Genomic DNA, 21,933 nt, shown 5'->3' with positions numbered 1-21,933 from the left:
AATGAGTTATTTAAACGGACAGACAGGATATCGCGAAGAATTACTGAATACAAGATCTATCGTTAAGATGGGAAGCTATGTGGTGATCGAGCCGGACGGAATCGTGAAAAACGCTATTCCGGGCTACACGAACTGCGATGTGACGATCCTTGGCTCACCTGCGATGGGAGCTTCTTTTGCAGATTATCTCATCACAGTACATGAAGGCGGAAACAATCCTGCATTTGGCGGCGAAGGATTGGAAAGCTTTATCTACGTGGTAGAAGGAAGCGTGAAAGTAAAGAATGCAGATCAGGAAACGACACTCACAAAAGGCGGATATATTTATTCACCGGTAAGCAACACGGTAGCATTTGAAAATGCAGGAACAGAAGATGCGACTCTTTTTGCATACAAACGCAGATACGAAGCAGTGGAAGGATATGCTGCCCACACAGTCGTGGGAAATGACAATGATCTTCCGTGGATTCCATATGAAGGAATGGAAAACTGCCACATCAAAGATTTCCTTCCGGCAGCAGGAGATTTCGGATTTGACATGAACTTCCACATCCTGAAATTTAAGATGGGAGCGTCTCATGGTTACATTGAGACACATGTACAGCAGCACGGCATGTATTTCCTTTCCGGAAAAGCAATGTACCGTATCGGAGACGATTGGGTACCGCTTCAGAAAGGCGACTACGTGTTTATGCAGGCATACTGCCCGCAGGCATGCTACGGCGTAGGCAAAGATGAGGAAGTTACATATATCTACTCAAAAGACTGTAACAGAGATGTGCAGCTTTAAGGCACGATATTGATTGCAGCATGTGATTTATTCTTCCGGATACTATAGATGTGTTTTGGAAAAGCCGGCTCGTCAGGAATTGGTTGTGCAGACTGACGGGCTGGTTTTTTTATCTATAGGAAATCATGTTCTTATAGACAATTACGTGAAAAAATAGACAAAATGTCTGAGGTTAGATAAAAAAGCTGTTTTCGATATATCTAAAAAAACAATTGAAAAAAAGTTCATTGATTGCAATAATATTATCATAGTGACGTTGCCTGGAGACAGGATAAAATCAATGAAAGAGAGGATTATGGTAATGAGGCTTTCAAGAGAAGAACTTAAAGGCTTGATGAAAAAGAAACTGATGAGGGCGGGTCTGAAAGACGAACACGCAGATATCACAGCAGAGATTTTGACATGGTCAGATGAAAGAGGATATCATTCTCACGGAGCGGTAAGAGTGGAATATTACAGTGAGAGAATCGCAAAAGGGGGTATCACAACAGATCCGCATTTTGAGTTTAAAAAGACTGGTCCATGCTCTGGAGTCTTTGAAGGAGACAATGGATGCGGATATGTGGCTGCCAAGAAAGCGATGGAGAAGGCCATCGAAATGGCGAAAGAGAACGGCATCGCAGTAGTGGGAATGAGAAATATCTCTCACAGCGGATCCATTGGATATTATACTGAGATGGCGGCAGATCAGGATCTTGTGGCGATTTCCTTCTGCCAGTCCGATCCGATGGCAGTGCCTCCGGGAGGGACAGAACCATATTACGGAACAAACCCGATTTCATTTGCTGCGCCGACAGCAGATGGCAGAAAAGTTGTGTTTGATATGGCTACGACGGTTCAGGCTTGGGGGAAAATATTGGACAAGAGATCCAGAGGAGAATCAATCCCGGATACATGGGCAGTAGACGAAAAAGGGAATCCTGTCACAGATCCGAATCTCGTAAACGCCCTGCTTCCGATCGCAGGAGCAAAAGGGTACGGGCTGATGATGATGGTGGATGTTTTCTCAGGAATCCTTATGGGAGTGCCGTTTGGAAAACATGTAAGCTCTATGTATCATGATTGCTCCAAGGGAAGAGAGCTTGGACAGATGCACATCGTGATGGATCCGAACCGGTTCTGCGGACTTGAGCAGTTTAAGAAAAACATGTCTGAGACATGTGATGAGCTTAACGCGATGCCGACGGCCGACGGATATGACAAAGTGTACTATCCGGGAGAACGCGCTGTCATGAGAAAAGAGAAAGCCTATGAGGACGGAGGAATCGAGATCGTGGATTCCATTTACGAGTATCTCATCAGCGACGATATCCATTACAACAGATATGACCACAAAAACAGATTTGCCGAATAGTGAAGGAGAGAATAAAAGATGTTAAAAACAGTAGTAAAAAAAGGCAGTTATCATGATTCTGTCGTGCTTATGCTTTTGACGAATCAGATTTCTACGATAGAAGGAGTAAAGAAAGTATCTATCATGATGGCGACGCCGGCCAACAAAGATATTTTCAAACAGAGCGGCCTGGATACGGAAGAATTGATGGCGTCCACAGCAAACGATATGGTAGTTGTTGCGGACATTGACGATGACAGCCTTCTGGATACGATCATGAAGGAGATAGACGAATTCTTTAAAAAGCAGTCCGCATCCAGCGAAGGGAAAAAAGGGGCCGAAAGTGTGAAATCATGGGATAAGGCTCTGAAGAAACTTCCGGATGCCAATCTGGCTGTGATCTCTATCCCGGGAGCCTATGCAGCTCTGGAAGCAGACCGGGCGCTGGACGAAGGAATGAATGTCTTCATGTTCAGCGATAATGTGACGATTGAAGATGAGAAGAAGTTAAAAGAAAAAGCACATGAGAAGGGTCTTGCTGTCATGGGACCGGACTGCGGTACAGGCATCATCCAGGGAGTGCCGGTGGCATTCACAAACAGTGTGACACCGGGGGCGATCGGGATCATCGGAGCTTCCGGAACCGGAATTCAGGAGCTTACTACGATCATTGACCGTCTCGGAGAAGGAGTTAAAAACGCCATCGGTACAGGCGGAAGAGATCTGTCCACAGAGGTAGGAGGCATTACCATGATGGATATGATCGACGCGATGGAAGATGACGACACTGTCAAAGTACTGATCGTGATTTCCAAACCACCGGCAAAAGAAGTGAGGGAAAAAATCTCTGCAAGACTGAGCGTCTGCAAAAAACCGGTTATCACTCTTTTCCTGGGAGAAAAGCCGGAATATCATGAAGAAAACTTCTATCATACATATACTCTCGACGAGGCGGCACGTCTGGCAGTAAGCCTTGTGCGAGGCACAAAAGCGGAAGAAGGGGAAGTTCATACAGACAGATCCGAATTTTATCCGGCTGATGCCAAGAAGACGATCAAGGCATACTATTCCGGAGGAACACTTGCAGGGGAAGCCGCAATGCTTATCAAAGATGCGTTAAAGCTTGCCATTCCGCCGGAAAAAGCGGAAGGATTCATGTTGAAGACAGACGGGCACATTGTGGTAGATCTTGGAGATGACGTGTATACACAGGGCAAACCGCATCCAATGATCGATCCTGCAAAACGGATCGAATGTATGCAGGAGGCGGTAGATGATGAATCTACAGGTGTGATCCTTTTCGATATCATGCTTGGATACGGTTCCCACGAAGATATGGCAGGAGCACTTCTCCCGACGATCAAAGAGCTCCAGAAAAAGGCAGAAGCAGAGGGAAGGAAAGTATTCTTCGTCTCCACAGTATGCGGGACAAGAAGAGATTATCAGGGATATGACGAGGCGGTAAACAAGCTGAAAGAAGCGGGCGTTATCGTCTGCGAGACAAATAAACTTGCCGTTCGCACAGCGATTCAGGCTATCGGACTCGATTTTGACGAACCGGAAAAGGAGATCCGTCCAAGACAGACATCTGATGTTGTTCCGCAAAAGGCATCCGAAAAGCTGCTCCAGATGCTGTCCGAGAAGCCGAAGATCATCAATCTCGGACTGAAAAGCTTTGCAGAAGTGGCAGAACAGTTTGGCTGCGAAGTCGTGCAGTATGACTGGATGCCGCCGGCAGGAGGAAATGTGGAACTTATCAAGACCCTGAATTTCCTCAGACACTACGATGGTCTGGACATCGATGAAGCAAACCGTGAAGTCATCGCAAAAGTGGTGGCAAGCCAGCCGGTCATCAAGGATAACGTGCGGGCAAAAGAAGTGATTCCGGAGATGCGGGAAGGAAAAGTGATCCTCCATGCAGGTCCGCCGGTAGCCTACGAAAACATGCCGGATCCGATGCAGGGTTCCTGTGTGGGAGCAGTCCTTTTTGAAGAATGGGCAGATAATGAAGCAGATGCACGCAAGCTTCTGGAGTCCGGAGAGATCCGATTCATTCCGTGTCATCATGTGAAAGCAGTCGGACCGATGGGAGGAATCACATCTCCGAACATGGCAGTATTTGTTGTGGAAAATGTAACGGACGGAAATGAAGCGTACTGTACGATGAATGAAGGAATCGGAAAGGTACTTCGTTTCGGGGCATATTCCGAAGAGGTTGTGGAAAGGCTTCGCTGGATGAGAGATGTTCTTGGCCCAACTCTTGGAAGAGCTATCCGGGAACTTGGAGGCATCGATGTCAATCCGCTTATCGCAAAGGCTATCGCTATGGGGGATGAATTCCATCAGAGAAATATCGCGGCTTCTCTTGCGTTCTTGAAAGAAGTGGCTCCGACGATCACAAAAATGGATATGGATGACAAGGATCGCTATGATGTCATCAAATTCCTTTCCGATACGGATCAGTTCTTCCTGAATATCATGATGGCGACAGGAAAAGCCGTTATGGATGCAGCAAGGACAATAGAAAGAGGTACGATCGTAACTGCGATGTGCAGAAACGGATATGAATTCGGTATCCGGATCGCCGGCATGGGAGACGAATGGTTTACAGGTCCGGTCAATACGCCGCAGGGACTTTACTTTACAGGATATGACGGAGAAGATGCGTGTCCGGATATGGGAGACAGCGCCATTACAGAAACGGTAGGAGTCGGCGGTATGGCAATGATCGCAGCCCCGGCTGTGACAAGATTTGTCGGCGCAGGCGGATATGAGGATGCTCTGCGCACAAGCACAGAGATGACGGAGATTACCATCGACCGCAATCCGAACTTTATCATCCCGAACTGGAATTTCCAGGGAGCCTGCCTTGGAATCGATGCGAGACTTGTAGTAGAGAAAGGCATCACTCCGGTAATCAATACGGGAATCGCGCATAAGATCGCCGGATACGGACAGATCGGCGCAGGAACTGTGCATCCGCCGATCGAGTGCTTCGAAAAAGCGATCGCTGCGTATGCCAAAAAACTCGGCTTTACTTCATAGACGAAGAAAGCAGAAAGGAAGATGGCTGTGGAGAAGAAGAAAATTGTGATAGCCCTGGGCGGAAACGCCCTGGGCAAAGATATAGAAGAGCAAAAAGAGGCTGTCGCAAAGACAGCAAAAGTGATCGTAGATTTGGCGCAGGAAGGATACAGCCTTATCGTGACCCATGGAAACGGGCCGCAAGTGGGTATGATCCAGGACGCCATGGACAGTCTGCGGGCGGAAAATAAAAACTATAAAAAGGTCCCGCTCCCGACTTGTGTCGCCATGAGCCAGGGATATATCGGGATCGATCTGCAAAATGCCATCAAATACGAATTGTTTAAGCGCGAGATAGACGGGAAGGTCTCCACCATCCTTTCCCAGGTCGAGGTAGATGAAAATGATGAAGCATTTGAAAACCCGACCAAACCTATCGGCGGCTTTCTCACGAAAGAAGAGGCGCTGGAACTGGAAGAGACAGGGGTGCACTGCATGGAAGACGCGGGAAGAGGATACCGTGTCGTGGTTCCTTCCCCGATGCCAAAGAGGATCCGGGAATTAAAGACTATCGAGACATTGCTGGAAGCAGGACATATTGTCATCACATGCGGAGGCGGCGGGATTCCGGTCATCAACAAGGGCGGGAAATTAACCGGGGTCAATGCGGTTATAGATAAAGACAATGTGAGCAGTCTTCTGGCAGCTCAGATCGGGGCGGATTTCCTTGTCATTCTTACGGCGGTAGAGAAAGTGGCCATCAATTTCGGAAAAGAAAATCAGGAATGGCTGTCTGACATCACGGTGGAACAGGCAGAAGAATACATTCGGCAGGATCAGTTTGCAAAAGGATCCATGCTCCCGAAGATCGAAGCGGCTCTTCGCTTCGCAAGATCCGGGCAGGGGAGAAAGACACTTATTACCCTTCTGGATAAAGCGGCGGACGGAATCGCGGGAAAGACCGGGACTGTGATCCATGAATAGAAATCCGGCAGCGTCCTGTCAATACGACTTAGGAGAGAGAATATGAACATACCAATTAATTTTTTCATGTGGGGACTGGCATGTCTGCCCATTATCGTACTGCTCGTACTGATGATCAAATTCCAGTGGGGAGCTACAGAAGCAGCTCCGGTGGGACTTGTCATCACAGTGATAACAGGACTTGTATTTTACAAGGCAGATATCCGCCTGATCGTATCGGAGGGGGCAAAAGGCATATGGAATGCCCTTACGATCCTTCTGATCGTTTGGACAGCGGTCCTGATGTATCAGGTGGGAAGCGAAGCGAAAGCATTTTCCGTTATCCGGGATGGCATGAGGAAACTGCTTCCAAACGAACTTCTGCTTGTACTGACCATGGGATGGATATTCGAAAGCTTTCTTCAGGGTATTACAGGGTTTGGAGTGCCGGTGGCGGTAGGAGCGCCGCTTCTGATCGGTATCGGAGTCAAACCGATGTGGGCGGTTATCATCCCGCTTCTCGGGCAGTCCTGGGGAAATACGTTCGGGACGCTTGGTGCAGCGTGGGACGCCCTGGCTATGAGCGCAGGACTCACGGCAGGAAGCAAGGAATACCTGGCTACCGCCTTTTGCACAGCTGCCTTTATCTGGTTCTGGAATATCATAGACGGGATGGTCATCTGCTGGTTTTACGGCAAAGGGAAAGCCATCAAAAAAGGAATTCTGCCGGTTATGTTTATCTCTTTGATCCAGGGAGGGGGAGAACTTCTCCTAACTCAGGTCAACACGACGATCGCATGTTTTGTTCCGGCATGTATTTCACTTGTGGCAGTCCTTCTTCTTGGTCAGATGAAACCTTATAAAAAAGACTGGTGCGTGGAAGAGAGCCAGATCATGGATCGGACATTTGCCGGGCAGAGCGCAGATGATAAGCCGGAGGGAATGACCCTCATCCATGCATTTGTACCGTATTTTCTTTTGTCGGCCATTACGCTTATTGTTCTGGTCGTAAAACCGGTCAATACATTTTTGTCCCAGTTCCAGATCGGACTTGCCTTTCCGGAGACGCAGACAGGATACGGATATGTCAATGAGGCCACAGAATGCTTCTCGCCTCTGTCGCCGTTTACGCACGCCAGCATGTTCCTTTTGCTGTCTTCTCTTATCGGACTTGTCTATTACAAAAAGAAAGGCTGGATCAAAAATGGCGGAGTAAAGGGTGTATTTGTCCGCTCGGTATCTATGACGATGCCGTCGGGTATCGCCGTGATCGGACTTGTCATCATGTCAAAAGTTATGGCGGGAACCGGACAGACGGTAGTGCTGGCAAATGGGATCGCCAATGTACTTGGAAAAGTCTACGTGGTACTTTCCCCGTTCGTGGGACTTCTCGGATCTTTTATGACCGGAAGCAATATGAGTTCCAACATCCTCTTTGGAGGATTCCAGACGACGACGGCAGGTCTGCTGGAGGTAGATCCTTCTGTGATACTGGGAGCACAGTCTTCCGGAGGATCCATAGGAAGTGCAGTCAGCCCGAGTAATATCATCCTCGGAACGACGACGGCAGACATTCTCGGAAACGAAGGAAAGGTACTCAAGAAGATCATTGTGATCACAGTGCCGGTTGCTATCGCTATTGGAGTGCTGGCGTTTGCGGCAGTCAGCCTATAATGACAGAGAGAGAGGGAGTTTCAGTGGAAGAAAAGAGTTTTTTTCAGACCCGGGCAGGAGGGCTTACCATCGCATTTCTTGTGATCATGGCAGCATTTGCCGTGATCATGGCAGGGCTTTCCGGAGGAAATGACGGGTTGTGTACGGCAGGGTTTATCATGATCGGAGCAGCGATGCTGTATTCTCCGGTCAAGGTGCATCTTTACGACCGATTGAAAAAGAAATAAAAATATTCATATACACAATAAAAAGGAAAGTGAGGACAAAAAATGGGTATTGAAGAAGTAACAGGCAGAATTGCGCAGGATCTGGAACATTTGAAACAGTTCACAGCAACTCCGGGAGAAGGATGTACAAGACTTCCGTTTACAAAGGAAGCAAGAGAAGCCGTCGATTTCCTGAGAAAGACAATGGAAGAGGCGGGATTGGAAGTACATGAGGATGCAGCGGGAAACGTCTTCGGGACAATGAAAGGCGAAAATCCGGATCTCCCGTGCGTCATGATGGGATCCCACTATGATTCCGTAGTAAACGGCGGAAACTATGACGGGATCGCCGGAGTCGTATGCGCCATCGAGGTGGCAAGACTTCTGAAAGAAAAAGGAATCGTTCCGAAACGTAACTTTGTAGTTGTAGGTTTCTGCGACGAAGAAGGAATGAGATTCGGAACAGGATATTTTGGATCCGGGGCAATGCTTGGAAACAGGGATCCGGAATACTGCAAAAAATTCACAGATAAAAACGGTGTATCCATCTATGAGGCCATGAAAGAGTACAATCTGGATCCGGAAAAAGTGCAGGATGCAAAATGGCCGGACGGATCCATCGGATATTTCCTGGAAGCACATATTGAACAGGGACCAGTCCTGGACGCAGAAAATATTGAAATCGGACTTGTGGACTGCATCGTCGGTATCCAGAGATATATGATCACGGTAAACGGAAGATCCGACCATGCAGGTACGACACCGATGGATATGAGAATGGATGCAGTAGATGCAGCTACAAAAGTCATTTCCAAGATCGCAGACTGGGCGAGAGAAAAAGCGGACGGAAGCGTTTCCACAGTCGGATATATCAACACGATCCCAGGCGGAATGAATATCGTTGCAGAAAAATGTGAATTTACGGTAGATATCCGTTCTAAGAACAATGACAACATCAACGATATCGCAAACCGCATCCGCGCAGCTCTCGACAGAGAAGTGAAAGCCATGGGCGGAAGCTACGACATCCAGAATAAGCTGACCATCACGCCGGTCAACCTGTCCATGGATATGCTCCGGGAAATGGAAGAAAGCTGTAAAGAACACGGATACAGCTATAAGTATCTTCCAAGCGGAGCCGGACACGACTCCCTTGAGATCGGACAGGTCATCCCGACAGCGATGCTGTTTGTTCCGAGCAAAGACGGAAGAAGCCATTGTCCGGTAGAGTTCACAAAATACAGCGATTTTGCAAAGGCATCTGTCATCATGGCAGAACTTGCGGAAAAGCTCATTACATCCTGTTAATAAACGGTTCGAAAAGCGCCGCAGGAAAAATCCTGTGGCGTTTTTTTGCAATCGTGTGTTATACTGTTTATATGCGGAAAATATAGCGATGAAGGTGAAAATATGGGGTTTACAGTTGCAGAATTGCTGCGCACAGAAAATCTGGCAAAGATGAAGCTGTTGTGCGGGAAAAAAGGGATACAAAAAGAAATCAAAGGTGTGACCATTATTGAAGCACCTGATATCGTGAAATTTATCAACGGCGGAGAACTGCTTTTGACAGGGCTTTATGCATTCAAATACTGCAGCACCGCCGAGTTTGCCGAGTATATCGAGGAAATCCAGAAAAAGCAGATCAGCGGACTGATCATCAAACGAGGACGTAAGGTAGAGGAAGCGGAAAAGAAGATAGGGCTTTTGCAGGAGTTTGCGGACCGATATGATATCCCGCTTGTGGAAGTGCCTTTTGAGATTTCTTTCCAAAAGATCATGTGTTTTGTCATGGAGAATATTTTCAATGAGGAAGTCACGAAACTCAAATATTTCAAGACAACGCATGATAATTTTACAGCATTGTCCCTGTCACAGGGCCACAAAAAAAATCCGGTAGGGGATATTCTGGATATGCTGAATAAACTGATCCGTAATCCGGTGGCTCTTTACAACCAGAACATGACATGTTACGCTGCGGCAAACGATCAGATAATTGATTTCCAGTTGTCGGAAGATGCCAAGGAATATGATCCTGGCACGATCACGAACTACCGGTATATGAGACAGGAAGGAGAGAACGTCCAGTATATCGTGCAGATCCGGCTCAATGTCGGAGTACAGATGTATCTTGTCATCACAGAGAGAGATTCCATTTTTAATATGATGGACTGCATTGCCGTGGAAAATGCGATCGTAGCTCTCCAGTACGAATTCTCAAGAAAGTTTGCGGTGTCGGAGCTGGAAAAGAAATATCAGAATGACATCCTCAATAATCTTTTGAACGGAAAGGTAACATCTTCCGGGGAGCTGAAAAAAAGTACGGCTCTGCTTGGCATGGATCCGGACGGTTTTTACAGGATCATCGTGTTCGGTGTGGCAAATGAGGGAAGAAAGCAGAAAAATATAAATGAAAAACTGTATCATTTAAACTACCTGGAAGAGGCGGTAAAGCAGCACATGACAGGGGCCAAGATCCACAGGGATATGGAGAAGCTCGTCGTTATCATGACGGCTGATCCGGATCAGACGCAGGTAGAATGCAGGAAGGAATTAAAAGAAATCCGAAATCTGATACAGGACGCAGTCACGCGGCAGAATAAAAAACTGAAAGTAAAGGCCGGCGTGGGAAAGATGGTAGAAGGAATCATTCATCTGCAGGAATCCTATAAGGAGGCGGACGATGCGTTCTCATTTATTGATATCGCGGGAGATATTTCTGAGGAAGGAACATCATATCTGATGATGTTTTCTGATCTTGGGATCTTCAAACTTTTGTGTCAGCTGAACGATCCGGCGCTCCTCCTCGAGTACGTGCCGGAATCGCTGCAGAAACTTTACAATTACAAAAAACCACAGCAGGAAGATCTTGTGGCCACGTTAAAGACGTATCTCAACTACAACCAGAATCTTTCCAAGACAGCACAGGATCTGTATGTTCACTATAAGACGGCGGCATACCGGATCGAAAAGATTGCCAAGATCACAGGAATGGACTTCAACAATGCAAACGAGATGCTGGCGGTCCGTATCGGTCTTGTAGTCTATAAAATGATCGAGGATTATAATAAAAAATAGAGGGAAAAATAAACAAAGCAACAGGACGGCAGTTTATCTAATTTGGATAAACTGCCGAATTATTTTTATCTGGATGCACCGATGTAAGCTGTTAAAAAATTATCTATACTATGAAATATGAAATGACAACGAAGCGAGGAGGGATAAGGTGGAAGTCGATGCAAAGAAAGTAACGGAACGTCTGGAAGAGCTGTACGCCTGCGGTGCGCAGGAAGACGGTACCCACACAAGGATGGCGTATTCCGACGAAGACGTAAAAGCCCGTGAAATATTCCAGGGTTACTTCAGAGAACTCGGTATCCCGGTACGGATGGACGAGGCGGGAAACCTGATCGCACGTCTGGAGGGGGAAGAACCTGATCTTCCGGCTATCATGATGGGATCCCATCTTGACACAGTGCCGGACGGAGGAAAATACGATGGTGTGGTAGGCTGTATGGCAGGACTTGGAGTCTGCGAAGCCCTTGTCAAAGCAGGGAAGAGGCTTAGACATCCGCTGGAAGTCATCGTATTTACTGATGAGGAAGGTTTCCGTTTTGGAAGCGGACTTCTGGGAAGCGGTGCGATCTGCGGGGAAGATCTGGGGATCTCAGAAAATGACCTGGATATGTATGGACAAACGAGAAAAGAAGTATTCAAAAATTATGGAATCACGGTAGAAAATGTGGCGAAAGCCAAGATCGATCCGGCATCTGTCCACTGTTTTATCGAACTCCACGTGGAGCAGGGAGGAACACTTTACAAAAACCGGATACCGGTTGGGATCGTGTCATCCATAGCCGGTGTAAGCCGCTACGAAGTGCAGATCCAAGGACAGGCAAACCATGCAGGAAGCACAATGATGGAAGACCGGAAAGACGCCCTTGTGACAGCGGCCAGATTTATTTCTGAAGTGCCAAATGTCGTAAAGCGGCTCGGAGGGCAGTACACAGTAGCCACTGTAGGAACGATCAAAGTCGCACCAAATTCCGTCAATGTCATCCCTGGCAGCTGTACCTTCCATCTGGAGATCCGGGATCAGAGCGCCGATGTGATGAAGAAAATAGAAGAGGAACTTTACACATACGTCAAAAAGCTGTGCGACGAGGCACAGGAAACACTGAGCTGGGAACATATTTCTTACCATGAACCGGCTCCGATGGCGGAAGAAGTAAAAAGCGCCATCGAAAAAGCAGTAAAGAAGCTGGATGTGGACTACACTGTCTTGCCAAGCGGGGCATTCCATGATTCCCTGCTGATGACGAGAGTATTTCCGACAGGCATGATCTTTGTCCCAAGCGAAGAGGGTATCAGCCATTCCAGATATGAATTTACGAAAGAAGAAGATATCCGGCGCGGATGCGACGTCCTGCTTGAGACAGTGCTCTTGCTGGACAACATGGAAATCGAGCACAAATAAATAAAAAAATATAAAAGAAAAGGAGACACTCATATGGAAAAGAAGAAAATTGGTATTATCGGCGGAGGTATTTCCGGAACATGTTTAGGCTATCATTTAAGCCTTTATGACAATGCAGAAGTGATCGTGTTTGAAAAAGATACGATCGGCGGAGCATCCACAGCAAAATCAGCCGGAACAGTATGTCTGTTCGACGACTCATTAAAGAACAGATACTGGGATGTCAGATTATACGGATTTGAATCTTACCTGAAAATGGAAGCAGAAGAAAAAGGTTCTGCAGGATTTGACAAGACAGGTACCCTTGTTGTCGCAACAAACGAACAGGTAGAAGCGACGATCAAGACAGGTATCGCTCTTGCAAAGGCAGCAGGATACTCAGGAGAATATATCACAGATAAAGACCGCATCAAAGAGATCCTTCCGGATATCTCCACAGACAACATCCTTGGAGCAGGATACACAGCAGACGACGGATACTTTGACGGAACGATGATCTCAAATACATATGCAAAGAAAATGCAGAAAAACGGCGGAGTCATCAAGACAGGCGTCAAAGTGACAGAAGTTGTTGTAAAAGATAACAAAGTGACAGGACTTAAGACAAGCGAAGGTGAAGAGTACGAATTCGACTATGTAGTAGACTGTACAGGACCTTGGAGCAAGTTCACAGGAGAAATGGTAGGAGTGGATGTACCGATCTGGCATACAAAAGCCGAAGCATTCTTCCTCTGCCCTCCGGGAAAGAAACTCAACTACACATTCCCGGTACTCAAATACCCGGAATTCTACGGACTGAGAGCAGGAGACAACATCTTTATCTGTAAATCACACCTGTCCATGGATCTGAATAACCCGATGCATGCAGGACAGTGGGATCCGGACAAACTTCCGGCAACAGGCGGAACAGACGATTACTTCATCGACTTCCTGCTTGATCAGCTGGAAGTAAAAGTACCTGGCATCGTGGACAGCGGTCTTGTTTCATCCTGGCTTTCCTACCGCGCAGAACCAAAAGACTTCCTTCCGATCCTTGGAGAAACTCCGGTAGAAGGATACATCCTCGCTACAGGTTACGGCGGAAATGGTGTCATCGAAGCGCCGGCAGCAAGCAGAGACCTTGCAAAACTGATCATGCGCGGAGAATCCACGCCATTACTGGAAGACTGGGCATTCAAACGTCTGCTTGGCTAATTCGTAATCAAGATTTCAGGAGGAAAAAATGGATATAGCGGTTCTTATCAAACAGGTACCTGTTTCAAATAATGTTTCAGTAGATCCGGAGACACATGCTCTGATCCGCGCCAGCGCAGAGGGCATGATCAATCCGGCAGACTTAAATGCGATAGAAGAAGCAATGGTGCTGAAAGAACAGACCGGCGGAAAAGTAGTCGTATTTACGATGGGACCGCCGGATGCCGAAAAAGCACTGAGAGAGGCGATGGCACATGGCTGCGACGAAAGCTGCCTGATCACAGACCGCGCAGTTGCCGGCGGAGATACCATTGCGACAGCAAAGGTACTGGCAGAAGCCATCAAAAAATATGGAAAATTTGACCTGATCTTAAGCGGTGCGCTGTCAGCAGACGGCGCCACCGGACAGGTAGGCGCGATGGTTGCAGAATGCCTGGGAATCCCGCATGTTGCGGAAATCCAGAGCATTCAGTATGACGAGGCAGTTCCAGACAAAATCGACGCAGTAAAGAAAGTATATGGAGAACGGTTCCATGTGCGCTGTGCTCTTCCGGCAGTTCTTTCTGTGAACTTCGGATCCAACGTGCCGCGTCTGGCGACGCTTCGAAGCACGAGAGCGGCAAAAAATAAACCGCTTGCAACATACACGAATGCGGACCTGAAGCTGCCGGCCGATCAGGTAGGTATCCCGGGATCCCCGACAGCAGTCATCGACTCCTTCGAGCCGACAGGAGGAAGGATGGCAGAAATGCTGGAAGGAACACCGGAAGAACTGGCTGTGAAGCTGAAGAATATGATTGATGAGGAGAAAGGAAAATTATAATGGCGAATGGAATTTGTATTTTTGCAGAAAATTATAATGGGAAATTAGAGCCGGCATCCGCAGAACTTGTCTCCGCAGCACGTCTGATCCAGGAAACGACAAAAGAAGAGATCAGCGCAATCGTAGCAGCCAAAGACTGTGACACTGTAGTGGAAGAGTTAAAAGGACTCGGTGTGGAAAAAATCTATGTCGTAAAGACGAGCAGGGATATCCTGCTTCAGGACGATGCGGCAAGCGAGGTCATCGCGGAGATGCTGCGCAAGATCGATCCGTCATCCGTGCTGATTCCGGCTACCCCGACAGGACGCTCCATCTTCTCAAGAGTAGCTATGAAGCTTAACTGCGGACTCACGGCAGACTGTACCGAACTGCTTGTGGGAACAAGAGAAGACGGCTCTTATTACATCAAACAGAATAAACCATCTTTCGGAGAGAATGTTTTTGTGACGATCATCACAAGAGAAGGATACTATCCGCAGATGATGACAGTAAGACCGGGCGTATACACTGCACCTGAAGCGTCATCCGAAAACAGCGCGGAAGTTGTATATATGGATGATATCGCTGTACCGGATTCACAGATCGAAGTCGTAGAGGTACTTCCAACAGAAGATACGACGGATAGCATTCTCTCATCCGAGATCGTAGTTGTAGGAGGAAGAGGAGTACTGGAAGACGACAATTTTGCCCTCGTAAAAGAATTTGCCGACAAGATCGGCGCGGCTATCGGCGGCACAAGGCCGATGGTCGACACAGAGACGATCCCGTTCGAGCATCAGATCGGACAGACAGGATGTACGATCCGTCCAAAGATCTGCATCTCTCTCGGAGTATCCGGGGCGATCCAGCACACGGAAGGAATCAAGGATACAAAACTCTTTGTGGCTGTCAATACAGATCCGAACGCAGCGATCTTCAAAGTGGCAGACTATGGAATGACAGCAGATCTGAGAGCGGTTCTGGAAAATTATCTGAAACTGTAGTACAATAGGATAAGTAAAATACATACGAGGTGAGACGAATGGAATTATTAGAACTTATGCGAACAAGACGCAGTATCAGAAGTTACAAAGATGAGAAGGTATCCGAAGAAGATATCACGAAGATCGTGCAGGCAGGGATCCTCTCCGCATCCGGAAAAGCGATTCGCCCGTGGGAATTCATTGTCGTGACAGACAAAGACGTCCTTCTCAAAATGGCAGACTGTCGTGCAGGATCCGTAAAGATGCTCAAAGAAGCTCCGTGCGCCATCGTGGTAGTGGGAAATGAAGATGCATCCGACGTCTGGACAGAAGACTGCTCCGCAGCTATGAGCAACATGCATCTGATGGCACATGCCCTGGGACTTGGAAGCTGCTGGGTGCAGGGAAGACTCAGAAAAGCGGAAGACGGAAGAGATACGGAAGCATTTGTAAGAGATATCCTGGGATACCCGGAAAACTACAAACTTCAGGCCATCCTGACAGTGGGAGTGCCAAATGAAGAAAAAGCTCCGTATGAGCTTGATAAACTTCCAATGGAAAAGGTACACAAAGAAAAGTTTTAATCTCATAAAACCCTCATAAAGAGACCTCCGGCAAAATGCGCTGCCGGGGGTCTTTTTTAGAGGAAAAATCTTCGGTTGATTTTGCGGATGGAATTGTAATAAACTGTTGGCAGGAAAATGTGAATTCGAGGACAAAAAAGTACAATTCGAGGACAGGGGAATGAAAAATCTGATCAAATATAGTACAATAAAGAACGGAATGAGAAGATGTCTGTCAACAAAAAGGACAGAAGGAAGAAGGTGGGATGATGGAGTGCAGTCGCGTGGAAATCGAAGGGATCAAACTTGCGTTGGCAAAGTTTCGTCAGACGGACAGCCAGGATAAAAGAGACGTGTTGCTCGAGAGTATCGGATGGCTGAAAGAAAGGTATGAACGGCTGGGGGAAAAAGAAGACCTGGAGCGGATACTCTGCCATATCTGCGCATATGCAGAACTTGGATTTCCATATGAAGATGTGGAAGGATTACTCGGGCAAGTGCTGGAGTACCTGAACATGGGAAAGGAAGAAAAAGAGAAGTTTCGGACAATTTTTTTCCCAAAGGTGCCTCTGAACAAAACGAGTATAAACCGACTGTTGGGGCGCTGGTCTCCGACAAGACAATCCATGAAGATACAGGACGCCGTCAATGACATCATTCAGAAAACTGCTGACAATGAAGAAGGAGAATATGTCTATCACTGCGGGAAAATACTGGCCCAAGATGGAGAGGACACTTTGTGGGAACACACTTTCCGTCTCAAGATCGAGAATGGGGAAGCTATATTCCATAAGGTCAACGAGAACGAATATTACAGGCTGATCAAGGGAGAAAAAACCAATGATAAAAATAGTGGTAATTGATGATGACGAATGCATGAGAAGGATCATCCATGACAAGATAGCAGAGACTGCAAAAATATTTGGAAAGACAGAAATAAAAATATTTTCATCTGCAGAGAGCTTCCTGGAATATGCCGAACAGACAGAAAAAGGAGAGGAAGGGGATATATTCTTTGTGGATATTGAGCTTGCCGGAATGTCCGGGCTGGAATTAGGAAAGATTCTGCGAAGAGAGTTTCCGGGAAGAGCCCTTGTCTTCCTTACTGCTTACTCTGAATTTGCGCTGGAAAGCTATGAGATAGAAGCGGATCAGTATATACTGAAGGAACGGATGGATGAAAGACTTCCCGCAGTGCTGGAAAAGCTGATGTGCCGCATGGGAGCGGAAAAGCAGCAATTCCGGATCCTGGGAGATGGTCAGGAAAAAAAGAAAGTATATTGCCGGGACATCATCTGTATCCATAAGAAAAAGATGGGAAAATATGCGGAATATGTTACCTTCCAAGGCGAGTTCCGGGAGCGCATCTCTCTGGAACAGCTTTTAAAAGAGCTGGGACACACAGAATTCATGCTGGCAGACCGAAGCAATATTGTAAATCTTAGAAATATTACAAGGATCAAAGGAAATGTCCTCTGTATGGAACTTGGTCGAGAGCTGGAGCTCAACCGGAGTCGGATCAGCGAGGCCAAAAGAAGGATTGAGGAATACTGGGAGGAATCAAGATGAGATGGGATATCCATACAGTAATTTTGATATTGCTTTCCATGTTCGAAATGTGGATGTGCTGGCAGGTTTTGTACTGGACAGTATTGGAAAAGCAGGATCTCAAAAACTGGCGCAAGGTCATGATATGGGGGAATATCATCGGACTTGGCATTTTGCTGGGGATCAATAGGCGTATGATTTATTTTTCGCATATTATGTTTATTTTCAGTGTGCTTGTAACCATGCTTTGTGTATTCCTTATCAAAAAAAAGCAGTTTCTATTTATTATTGAAACTACGATTTGGTATTTGGCGGGGATTGCTTTTCTCGACTTTTTCTTTGCCTTTATTAGTATGACCATTTTTGAAACCGATTTTTATCGGTTTATATATTATACGCCTTCTAAACCGGGCGCCCAAATAATACTGCTGTTATTTTCCCGAGGATCTGTCTTCATTGTATTCAGAAAGATATGGAAGAGACAAAGGATAAATCTGGAAGAGTGGAAATCATGGTTGGCAGTTGGATGCATATTACTTTGCGTTTTGCTAAGGGGATATCAGTTCTTATTATATGATATGGCAACTGGAATAAAAGATATGCATGGGTGGAGTGCAGCAGTTTCCATGCTGGGAATTTTTGTAATAACAGGGGGTATCTGGGGAGTCATATATCGTTTTAAGATGATGGAAAAAGAAAACCAGACACTGTTAGTCAAAGAAGAAATGATGAGACAAAACCAGATGGAAATGAAAGCGCTAATGGATCAAAACCAGATATTGATTCACGATATCAAGAATTATCTTTTGACATTGCGCTGTTATGCAAAAGAAAAAGACTGGGAAAAACTGAATCGTTATTTAGATGAACTGTGTGAAGAATTTAGGACAAATAAAATAGTTTCATGGACGCATATTCAAATGTTGGATATGCTTTTAGCCCAAAAAAAACAGGAAGCGGAAAAAGAACAAATTGAAGTTTATATCGAAGAAACGGTATTAGGAAATCTACCGTTTATGGAGAGAGAAATTTGTTCTATGTTTGGAAATCTGCTGGACAATGCTATCGAAGCTTGTCAAAAAGTTCAAGGTAAAAAACGTTGGATAAAAATCAGAACGAACAAGCAGAAGAATATGTTGTGTATTGTGATAGAAAACAGTATAGATAAGAAACCAATAGAGAAGAATGGGGAGCTGATTTCCGAAAAAGAAGATAAAAGAATTCATGGATATGGCTTGAAAAGTGTAAAGCGGATTGTAGAAAAGTACAGAGGAACATTTCAATACGAAATACAAGAGGATTTTTTTAACATAAAAATTATTTTTTTTAATTTAACTTATAATTGAAAGGAAGAATTGTATGTATAATAATAAGTTTGAAAATGCGGGGGAACTAATATCCGAATTAAAGGAAGCAGAAAAATTGATCATAAGAGAGGAAACTGATAAGGGAAGAACTCACACAGATGGTTGTGGGAGTTTTTTGACGTTGATTTGTTGTTAAGCCATAGCAGAATGTCCGGATGGGCATTCTGCTTTTTTAGGAGATGAAAGATGAGAGAGGCATATTTATCCGAACGGATTTACCAAGATACAAATTCAGAAAATTTTATCAATGAAGAAAGAAAAAGATATTGGGAACAGCTTTTGGGAAAAGAAATCGTAAAGGAAATGATTACGGGGAAACCGGAATTTCTGTATTATCTCCAGGAGCAATTATTTGAGACAAAAATACAACCAAATGACAGCATTCTAAAAGCAAAGATTCAAGAAAAGGAAATGGAAAGAACAAAGCTTACAAACAAGGCAACGGGGAAGATCTACTTTGAGCAATTTTATCAGTCATTTGTTATTCAGGGGAAGTATGAGTTGGCAAGGAGGATAGCTTCATTTGAGGATATAGATGAAGTAGTCTATGGTAATTTTATAGGAGATTTGTCTGTAAGACTCCAAAATATCTCCCTTAGAACATTGATTGCAGAGCTGCATGGTTACAAAGAAAAAGGAAAATTATACGGAAATAGTACGGAAGAAGAGTACCAGTCTTTTTGCCGGATAGTTGGGACAAGAGAGTTCTTTTTACATATAGAGAAAACATACCCGGTGTTAATAAGATGCATAACAGAATGCGTAGAAAAAACGATTCATTTTTATGAGAAGGTTATTCTGTGGTTTTGCAGAGACAAAGAACAAATCAAACATACATTTTGCAATGGCAAGGATAAGGATATAGGGAAAATCATAAAGATAGAGTCCGGACTATCAGATTTGCACAATGAGGGACAGCAGGTATTGAAGATTGGGTTTCAAAATGGGGAGAAAATATTATTAAAACCACGTTCTATGAAAAACGAACAGACATATCTGGAACTTTTGGAATGGATCAGCAAGAGGACGGGGACAGAACAGTATTATCCTTTGTTTCTGTCATATGAGGATCACAGTTGGTGTAGTATAGCAGAGTATCAGATGTGTAAGTCCCATGAAGAGCTTGGAAGATACTATCGAAGACTGGGGGAACAACTATTTTTAACTTATTTCCTGGGCACAAAAGATATCCATTATGAAAACTTGATTGCCTGTGGAGAATACCCGGTTATTGTGGATTTGGAAGCGCTGACTTATAACACCAGTGTGAAAAACTGTCATAAGGCAAAGGATGTAATTCTAGACTGGATCAATGAGTCTGTATTGTCAGTAGGAATTTTGCCGTCCTATACATGGAATTCTGATGGGAAAGGGATTGACAGCAGTGCTATGAATGGGAAGGGAGGACAGAAACTGCCTTTCCGGATGCCTGTTTTGGCAAATGGGGAGACGTCAGATATACGTATTGTCTATAAGGAAAGAATTTCATCGGATGGAAAAAATATTGCTCGGACAGAGGAAGGAGAAGAGAAATTAACAGAATATATAGAGGATGTGATAAAGGGCTTTGCGGCAGCGTATCTATGTGCAGCCAAAGAGAAAAAGGAATTTGCAGACCAGATCAAAAAGTTAAGACATTTGGAAAGCCGCTATATTGTGGCACATACGCAGCGGTACACTATGCTTTTAAGCAGTTCATATCATCCATCTTTGCTAATGGACGGCGCGGATCGGGAGATCTTTTTTTATGCACTGAAAGAAGGAAGAAAAGACTACGAGAAGGAAATCATCCAGCGGGAAATCAGAACTTTACTGGCTGGGGATATTCCAAGTTTTTCATTTTGTATGGACGACACTGGTATCTATGCCGGAAAAGAACGATGCAGACAAGGATATTTTGAAGAGACTTCGTACAATAGACTTCAGAAAAAGACAGACAGACTGTGTCTGGAAGACTTGCAAAATCAATGCGATCTGATCAGAACTTCCATGGAATTAATACCTGAAAACCAAACAGACTATTGCAATAAAATGTATAAAACAGGAAAATGCACGAATTGGAGTATAGAAGCAGAAGAAAAAAGCAGAGCGCAAGTCGTCGACAGTTTGGCAGATAGACTATGTCGATATGCTATCTGGAATACGAATAAGACAGAGGTAAGCTGGTTTGTGCTGCGGTTTTCCGCACAGGAAAGTTGTGCATGGGGAATCCGCCCAATGGGGATGTATCTTTATGATGGACTGGCAGGGATGCTTCTTTTGACAACAATGTTAAGGTCTTTCAGTAAATATGAAAAAATCAAAGAGTATCAGAAGGTTTTAAAAAGACAGCTGTTTCAATATACAGATAAAGGAGCCAAGTCTTGCACAAATCTACAGTCTAGAAGTATCGGGGCTTATTCTGGGGAAGGTTCTCTTGTGTATACATACCTTAACTTATACAAAATGACGGATAAAAAGGAATATCTGAATTATGCTATAAAGCATACGGAAATCGTATATGAAATCCTGGGAGAAGAAACGAGCTACGATCTTGTAGAGGGAGCTGCTGGAGCGGCCTGGGTATTTTTGCTTCTGTATGAAGAAACGGGAAACCAAATTTATGTGAAATATGCAGAGAAGACCATTCAGTTTATGATGCCGTTGAGTGTGCAGATAAAAAATGGAATCGGGTGGAATGTGGAAAATCAAAGTAATGCCATGGGAGGTATGGCACATGGAAACGCCGGTATTCTAATGCCGGTAATTTATTTGTGGGAGCTTACTAAGAAAAAGGAGTATGAAATACTTGCAGAACAGATCTGGAAGTATGAGGATTCCTTATATCAGGAACGGACTGGGAACTGGATCGACGTTAGAGCAAAAGGAGAGATGGAAGAAGACGCAGTGGCATGGTGCCATGGTGCCGCTGGAATCTTGTTATCCAGGGTATGGTGTTATGAGCGAGTTACTGATAAGAAGTGGAAAAACCGATTGAGAACAGACGCGGAAAAAGCATACGAAAAGACAAGA

The 21,933-nt window shown here is 45.3% G+C and carries 17 protein-coding genes; all 17 read left to right on the top strand.

The window, feature by feature from the left end; all coding sequences use genetic code 11:
* Nucleotide 1: 1 nt before the first annotated feature.
* Nucleotides 2-790, top strand: a complete 789-nt coding sequence (allE, locus tag FLB61_RS11365; RefSeq protein WP_087202722.1) for a (S)-ureidoglycine aminohydrolase — start codon at nucleotides 2-4, stop codon at nucleotides 788-790.
* A 301-nt stretch (nucleotides 791-1,091) separates the two neighbouring features.
* A complete protein-coding gene (gene allD, locus FLB61_RS11360; RefSeq protein WP_221920233.1) occupies nucleotides 1,092-2,144 on the top strand; it encodes an ureidoglycolate dehydrogenase in 1,053 nt (350 codons plus the stop codon).
* Between the two features lie 18 nt (nucleotides 2,145-2,162).
* Nucleotides 2,163-5,168, top strand: a complete 3,006-nt coding sequence (locus tag FLB61_RS11355; protein WP_221920225.1) for a bifunctional FdrA/YlbE family protein — start codon at nucleotides 2,163-2,165, stop codon at nucleotides 5,166-5,168.
* A 27-nt stretch (nucleotides 5,169-5,195) separates the two neighbouring features.
* Nucleotides 5,196-6,131 carry a carbamate kinase gene (gene arcC / locus FLB61_RS11350; RefSeq protein WP_087202788.1) on the top strand — a complete coding sequence of 312 codons (936 nt, stop codon included), beginning with the start codon at nucleotides 5,196-5,198 and terminating at the stop codon, nucleotides 6,129-6,131.
* Nucleotides 6,132-6,173: 42 nt separating this feature from the next.
* On the top strand, nucleotides 6,174-7,784 hold the full coding sequence (locus FLB61_RS11345; protein WP_221920224.1) for an L-lactate permease: 1,611 nt from the start codon (nucleotides 6,174-6,176) through the stop codon (nucleotides 7,782-7,784).
* Nucleotides 7,784-8,011, top strand: a complete 228-nt coding sequence (locus FLB61_RS11340) for a hypothetical protein (protein WP_246599221.1) — start codon at nucleotides 7,784-7,786, stop codon at nucleotides 8,009-8,011. The genes FLB61_RS11345 and FLB61_RS11340 overlap by 1 nt, the downstream gene beginning before the upstream one ends.
* A gap of 42 nt (nucleotides 8,012-8,053) precedes the next feature.
* The gene (locus FLB61_RS11335) at nucleotides 8,054-9,298 is read left to right on the top strand and encodes a M20 family metallo-hydrolase (RefSeq protein ID WP_087202717.1); all 1,245 of its coding nucleotides are present in this window, start codon (nucleotides 8,054-8,056) and stop codon (nucleotides 9,296-9,298) included.
* A 102-nt stretch (nucleotides 9,299-9,400) separates the two neighbouring features.
* Complete coding sequence (locus FLB61_RS11330; protein ID WP_221920223.1) at nucleotides 9,401-11,065, top strand: PucR family transcriptional regulator; 1,665 nt, start codon at nucleotides 9,401-9,403, stop codon at nucleotides 11,063-11,065.
* A gap of 148 nt (nucleotides 11,066-11,213) precedes the next feature.
* A complete protein-coding gene (locus FLB61_RS11325) occupies nucleotides 11,214-12,464 on the top strand; it encodes a Zn-dependent hydrolase (RefSeq protein WP_087211487.1) in 1,251 nt (416 codons plus the stop codon).
* 33 nt (nucleotides 12,465-12,497) lie between these two features.
* The gene (locus tag FLB61_RS11320) at nucleotides 12,498-13,658 is read left to right on the top strand and encodes an NAD(P)/FAD-dependent oxidoreductase (RefSeq protein WP_087202711.1); all 1,161 of its coding nucleotides are present in this window, start codon (nucleotides 12,498-12,500) and stop codon (nucleotides 13,656-13,658) included.
* 28 nt (nucleotides 13,659-13,686) lie between these two features.
* On the top strand, nucleotides 13,687-14,481 hold the full coding sequence (locus FLB61_RS11315; RefSeq protein WP_087202709.1) for an electron transfer flavoprotein subunit beta/FixA family protein: 795 nt from the start codon (nucleotides 13,687-13,689) through the stop codon (nucleotides 14,479-14,481).
* Nucleotides 14,481-15,464 (top strand): electron transfer flavoprotein subunit alpha/FixB family protein, encoded by a 984-nt coding sequence (locus FLB61_RS11310; protein WP_087211496.1) that lies wholly within the window; start codon nucleotides 14,481-14,483, stop codon nucleotides 15,462-15,464. Before FLB61_RS11315 ends, FLB61_RS11310 begins: the two co-directional genes overlap by 1 nt.
* 38 nt (nucleotides 15,465-15,502) lie before the next feature.
* Nucleotides 15,503-16,027: a nitroreductase family protein gene (locus tag FLB61_RS11305; protein WP_087211499.1), complete on the top strand. Its 525-nt coding sequence runs from the start codon at nucleotides 15,503-15,505 to the stop codon at nucleotides 16,025-16,027.
* A gap of 245 nt (nucleotides 16,028-16,272) precedes the next feature.
* On the top strand, nucleotides 16,273-16,869 hold the full coding sequence (locus tag FLB61_RS11300; protein WP_221920222.1) for a hypothetical protein: 597 nt from the start codon (nucleotides 16,273-16,275) through the stop codon (nucleotides 16,867-16,869).
* Nucleotides 16,847-17,575, top strand: coding sequence for a LytR/AlgR family response regulator transcription factor (locus FLB61_RS11295; protein WP_221920221.1), 729 nt, complete (start codon nucleotides 16,847-16,849; stop codon nucleotides 17,573-17,575). Before FLB61_RS11300 ends, FLB61_RS11295 begins: the two co-directional genes overlap by 23 nt.
* Nucleotides 17,572-18,900, top strand: a complete 1,329-nt coding sequence (locus FLB61_RS11290) for a sensor histidine kinase (protein WP_221920220.1) — start codon at nucleotides 17,572-17,574, stop codon at nucleotides 18,898-18,900. The genes FLB61_RS11295 and FLB61_RS11290 overlap by 4 nt, the downstream gene beginning before the upstream one ends.
* 207 nt (nucleotides 18,901-19,107) lie before the next feature.
* On the top strand, nucleotides 19,108-21,933 hold a 2,826-nt coding region (gene lanM, locus FLB61_RS11285; RefSeq protein ID WP_221920219.1), incomplete at its 3' end, for a type 2 lanthipeptide synthetase LanM.

Source organism: Sellimonas caecigallum (assembly GCF_019754295.1).
Classification (GTDB): domain Bacteria; phylum Bacillota; class Clostridia; order Lachnospirales; family Lachnospiraceae; genus Sellimonas; species Sellimonas caecigallum.
The sequence above is the reverse complement of the archived record's forward strand: the minus strand, read 5'-3'. Positions and strand labels throughout refer to the sequence as shown.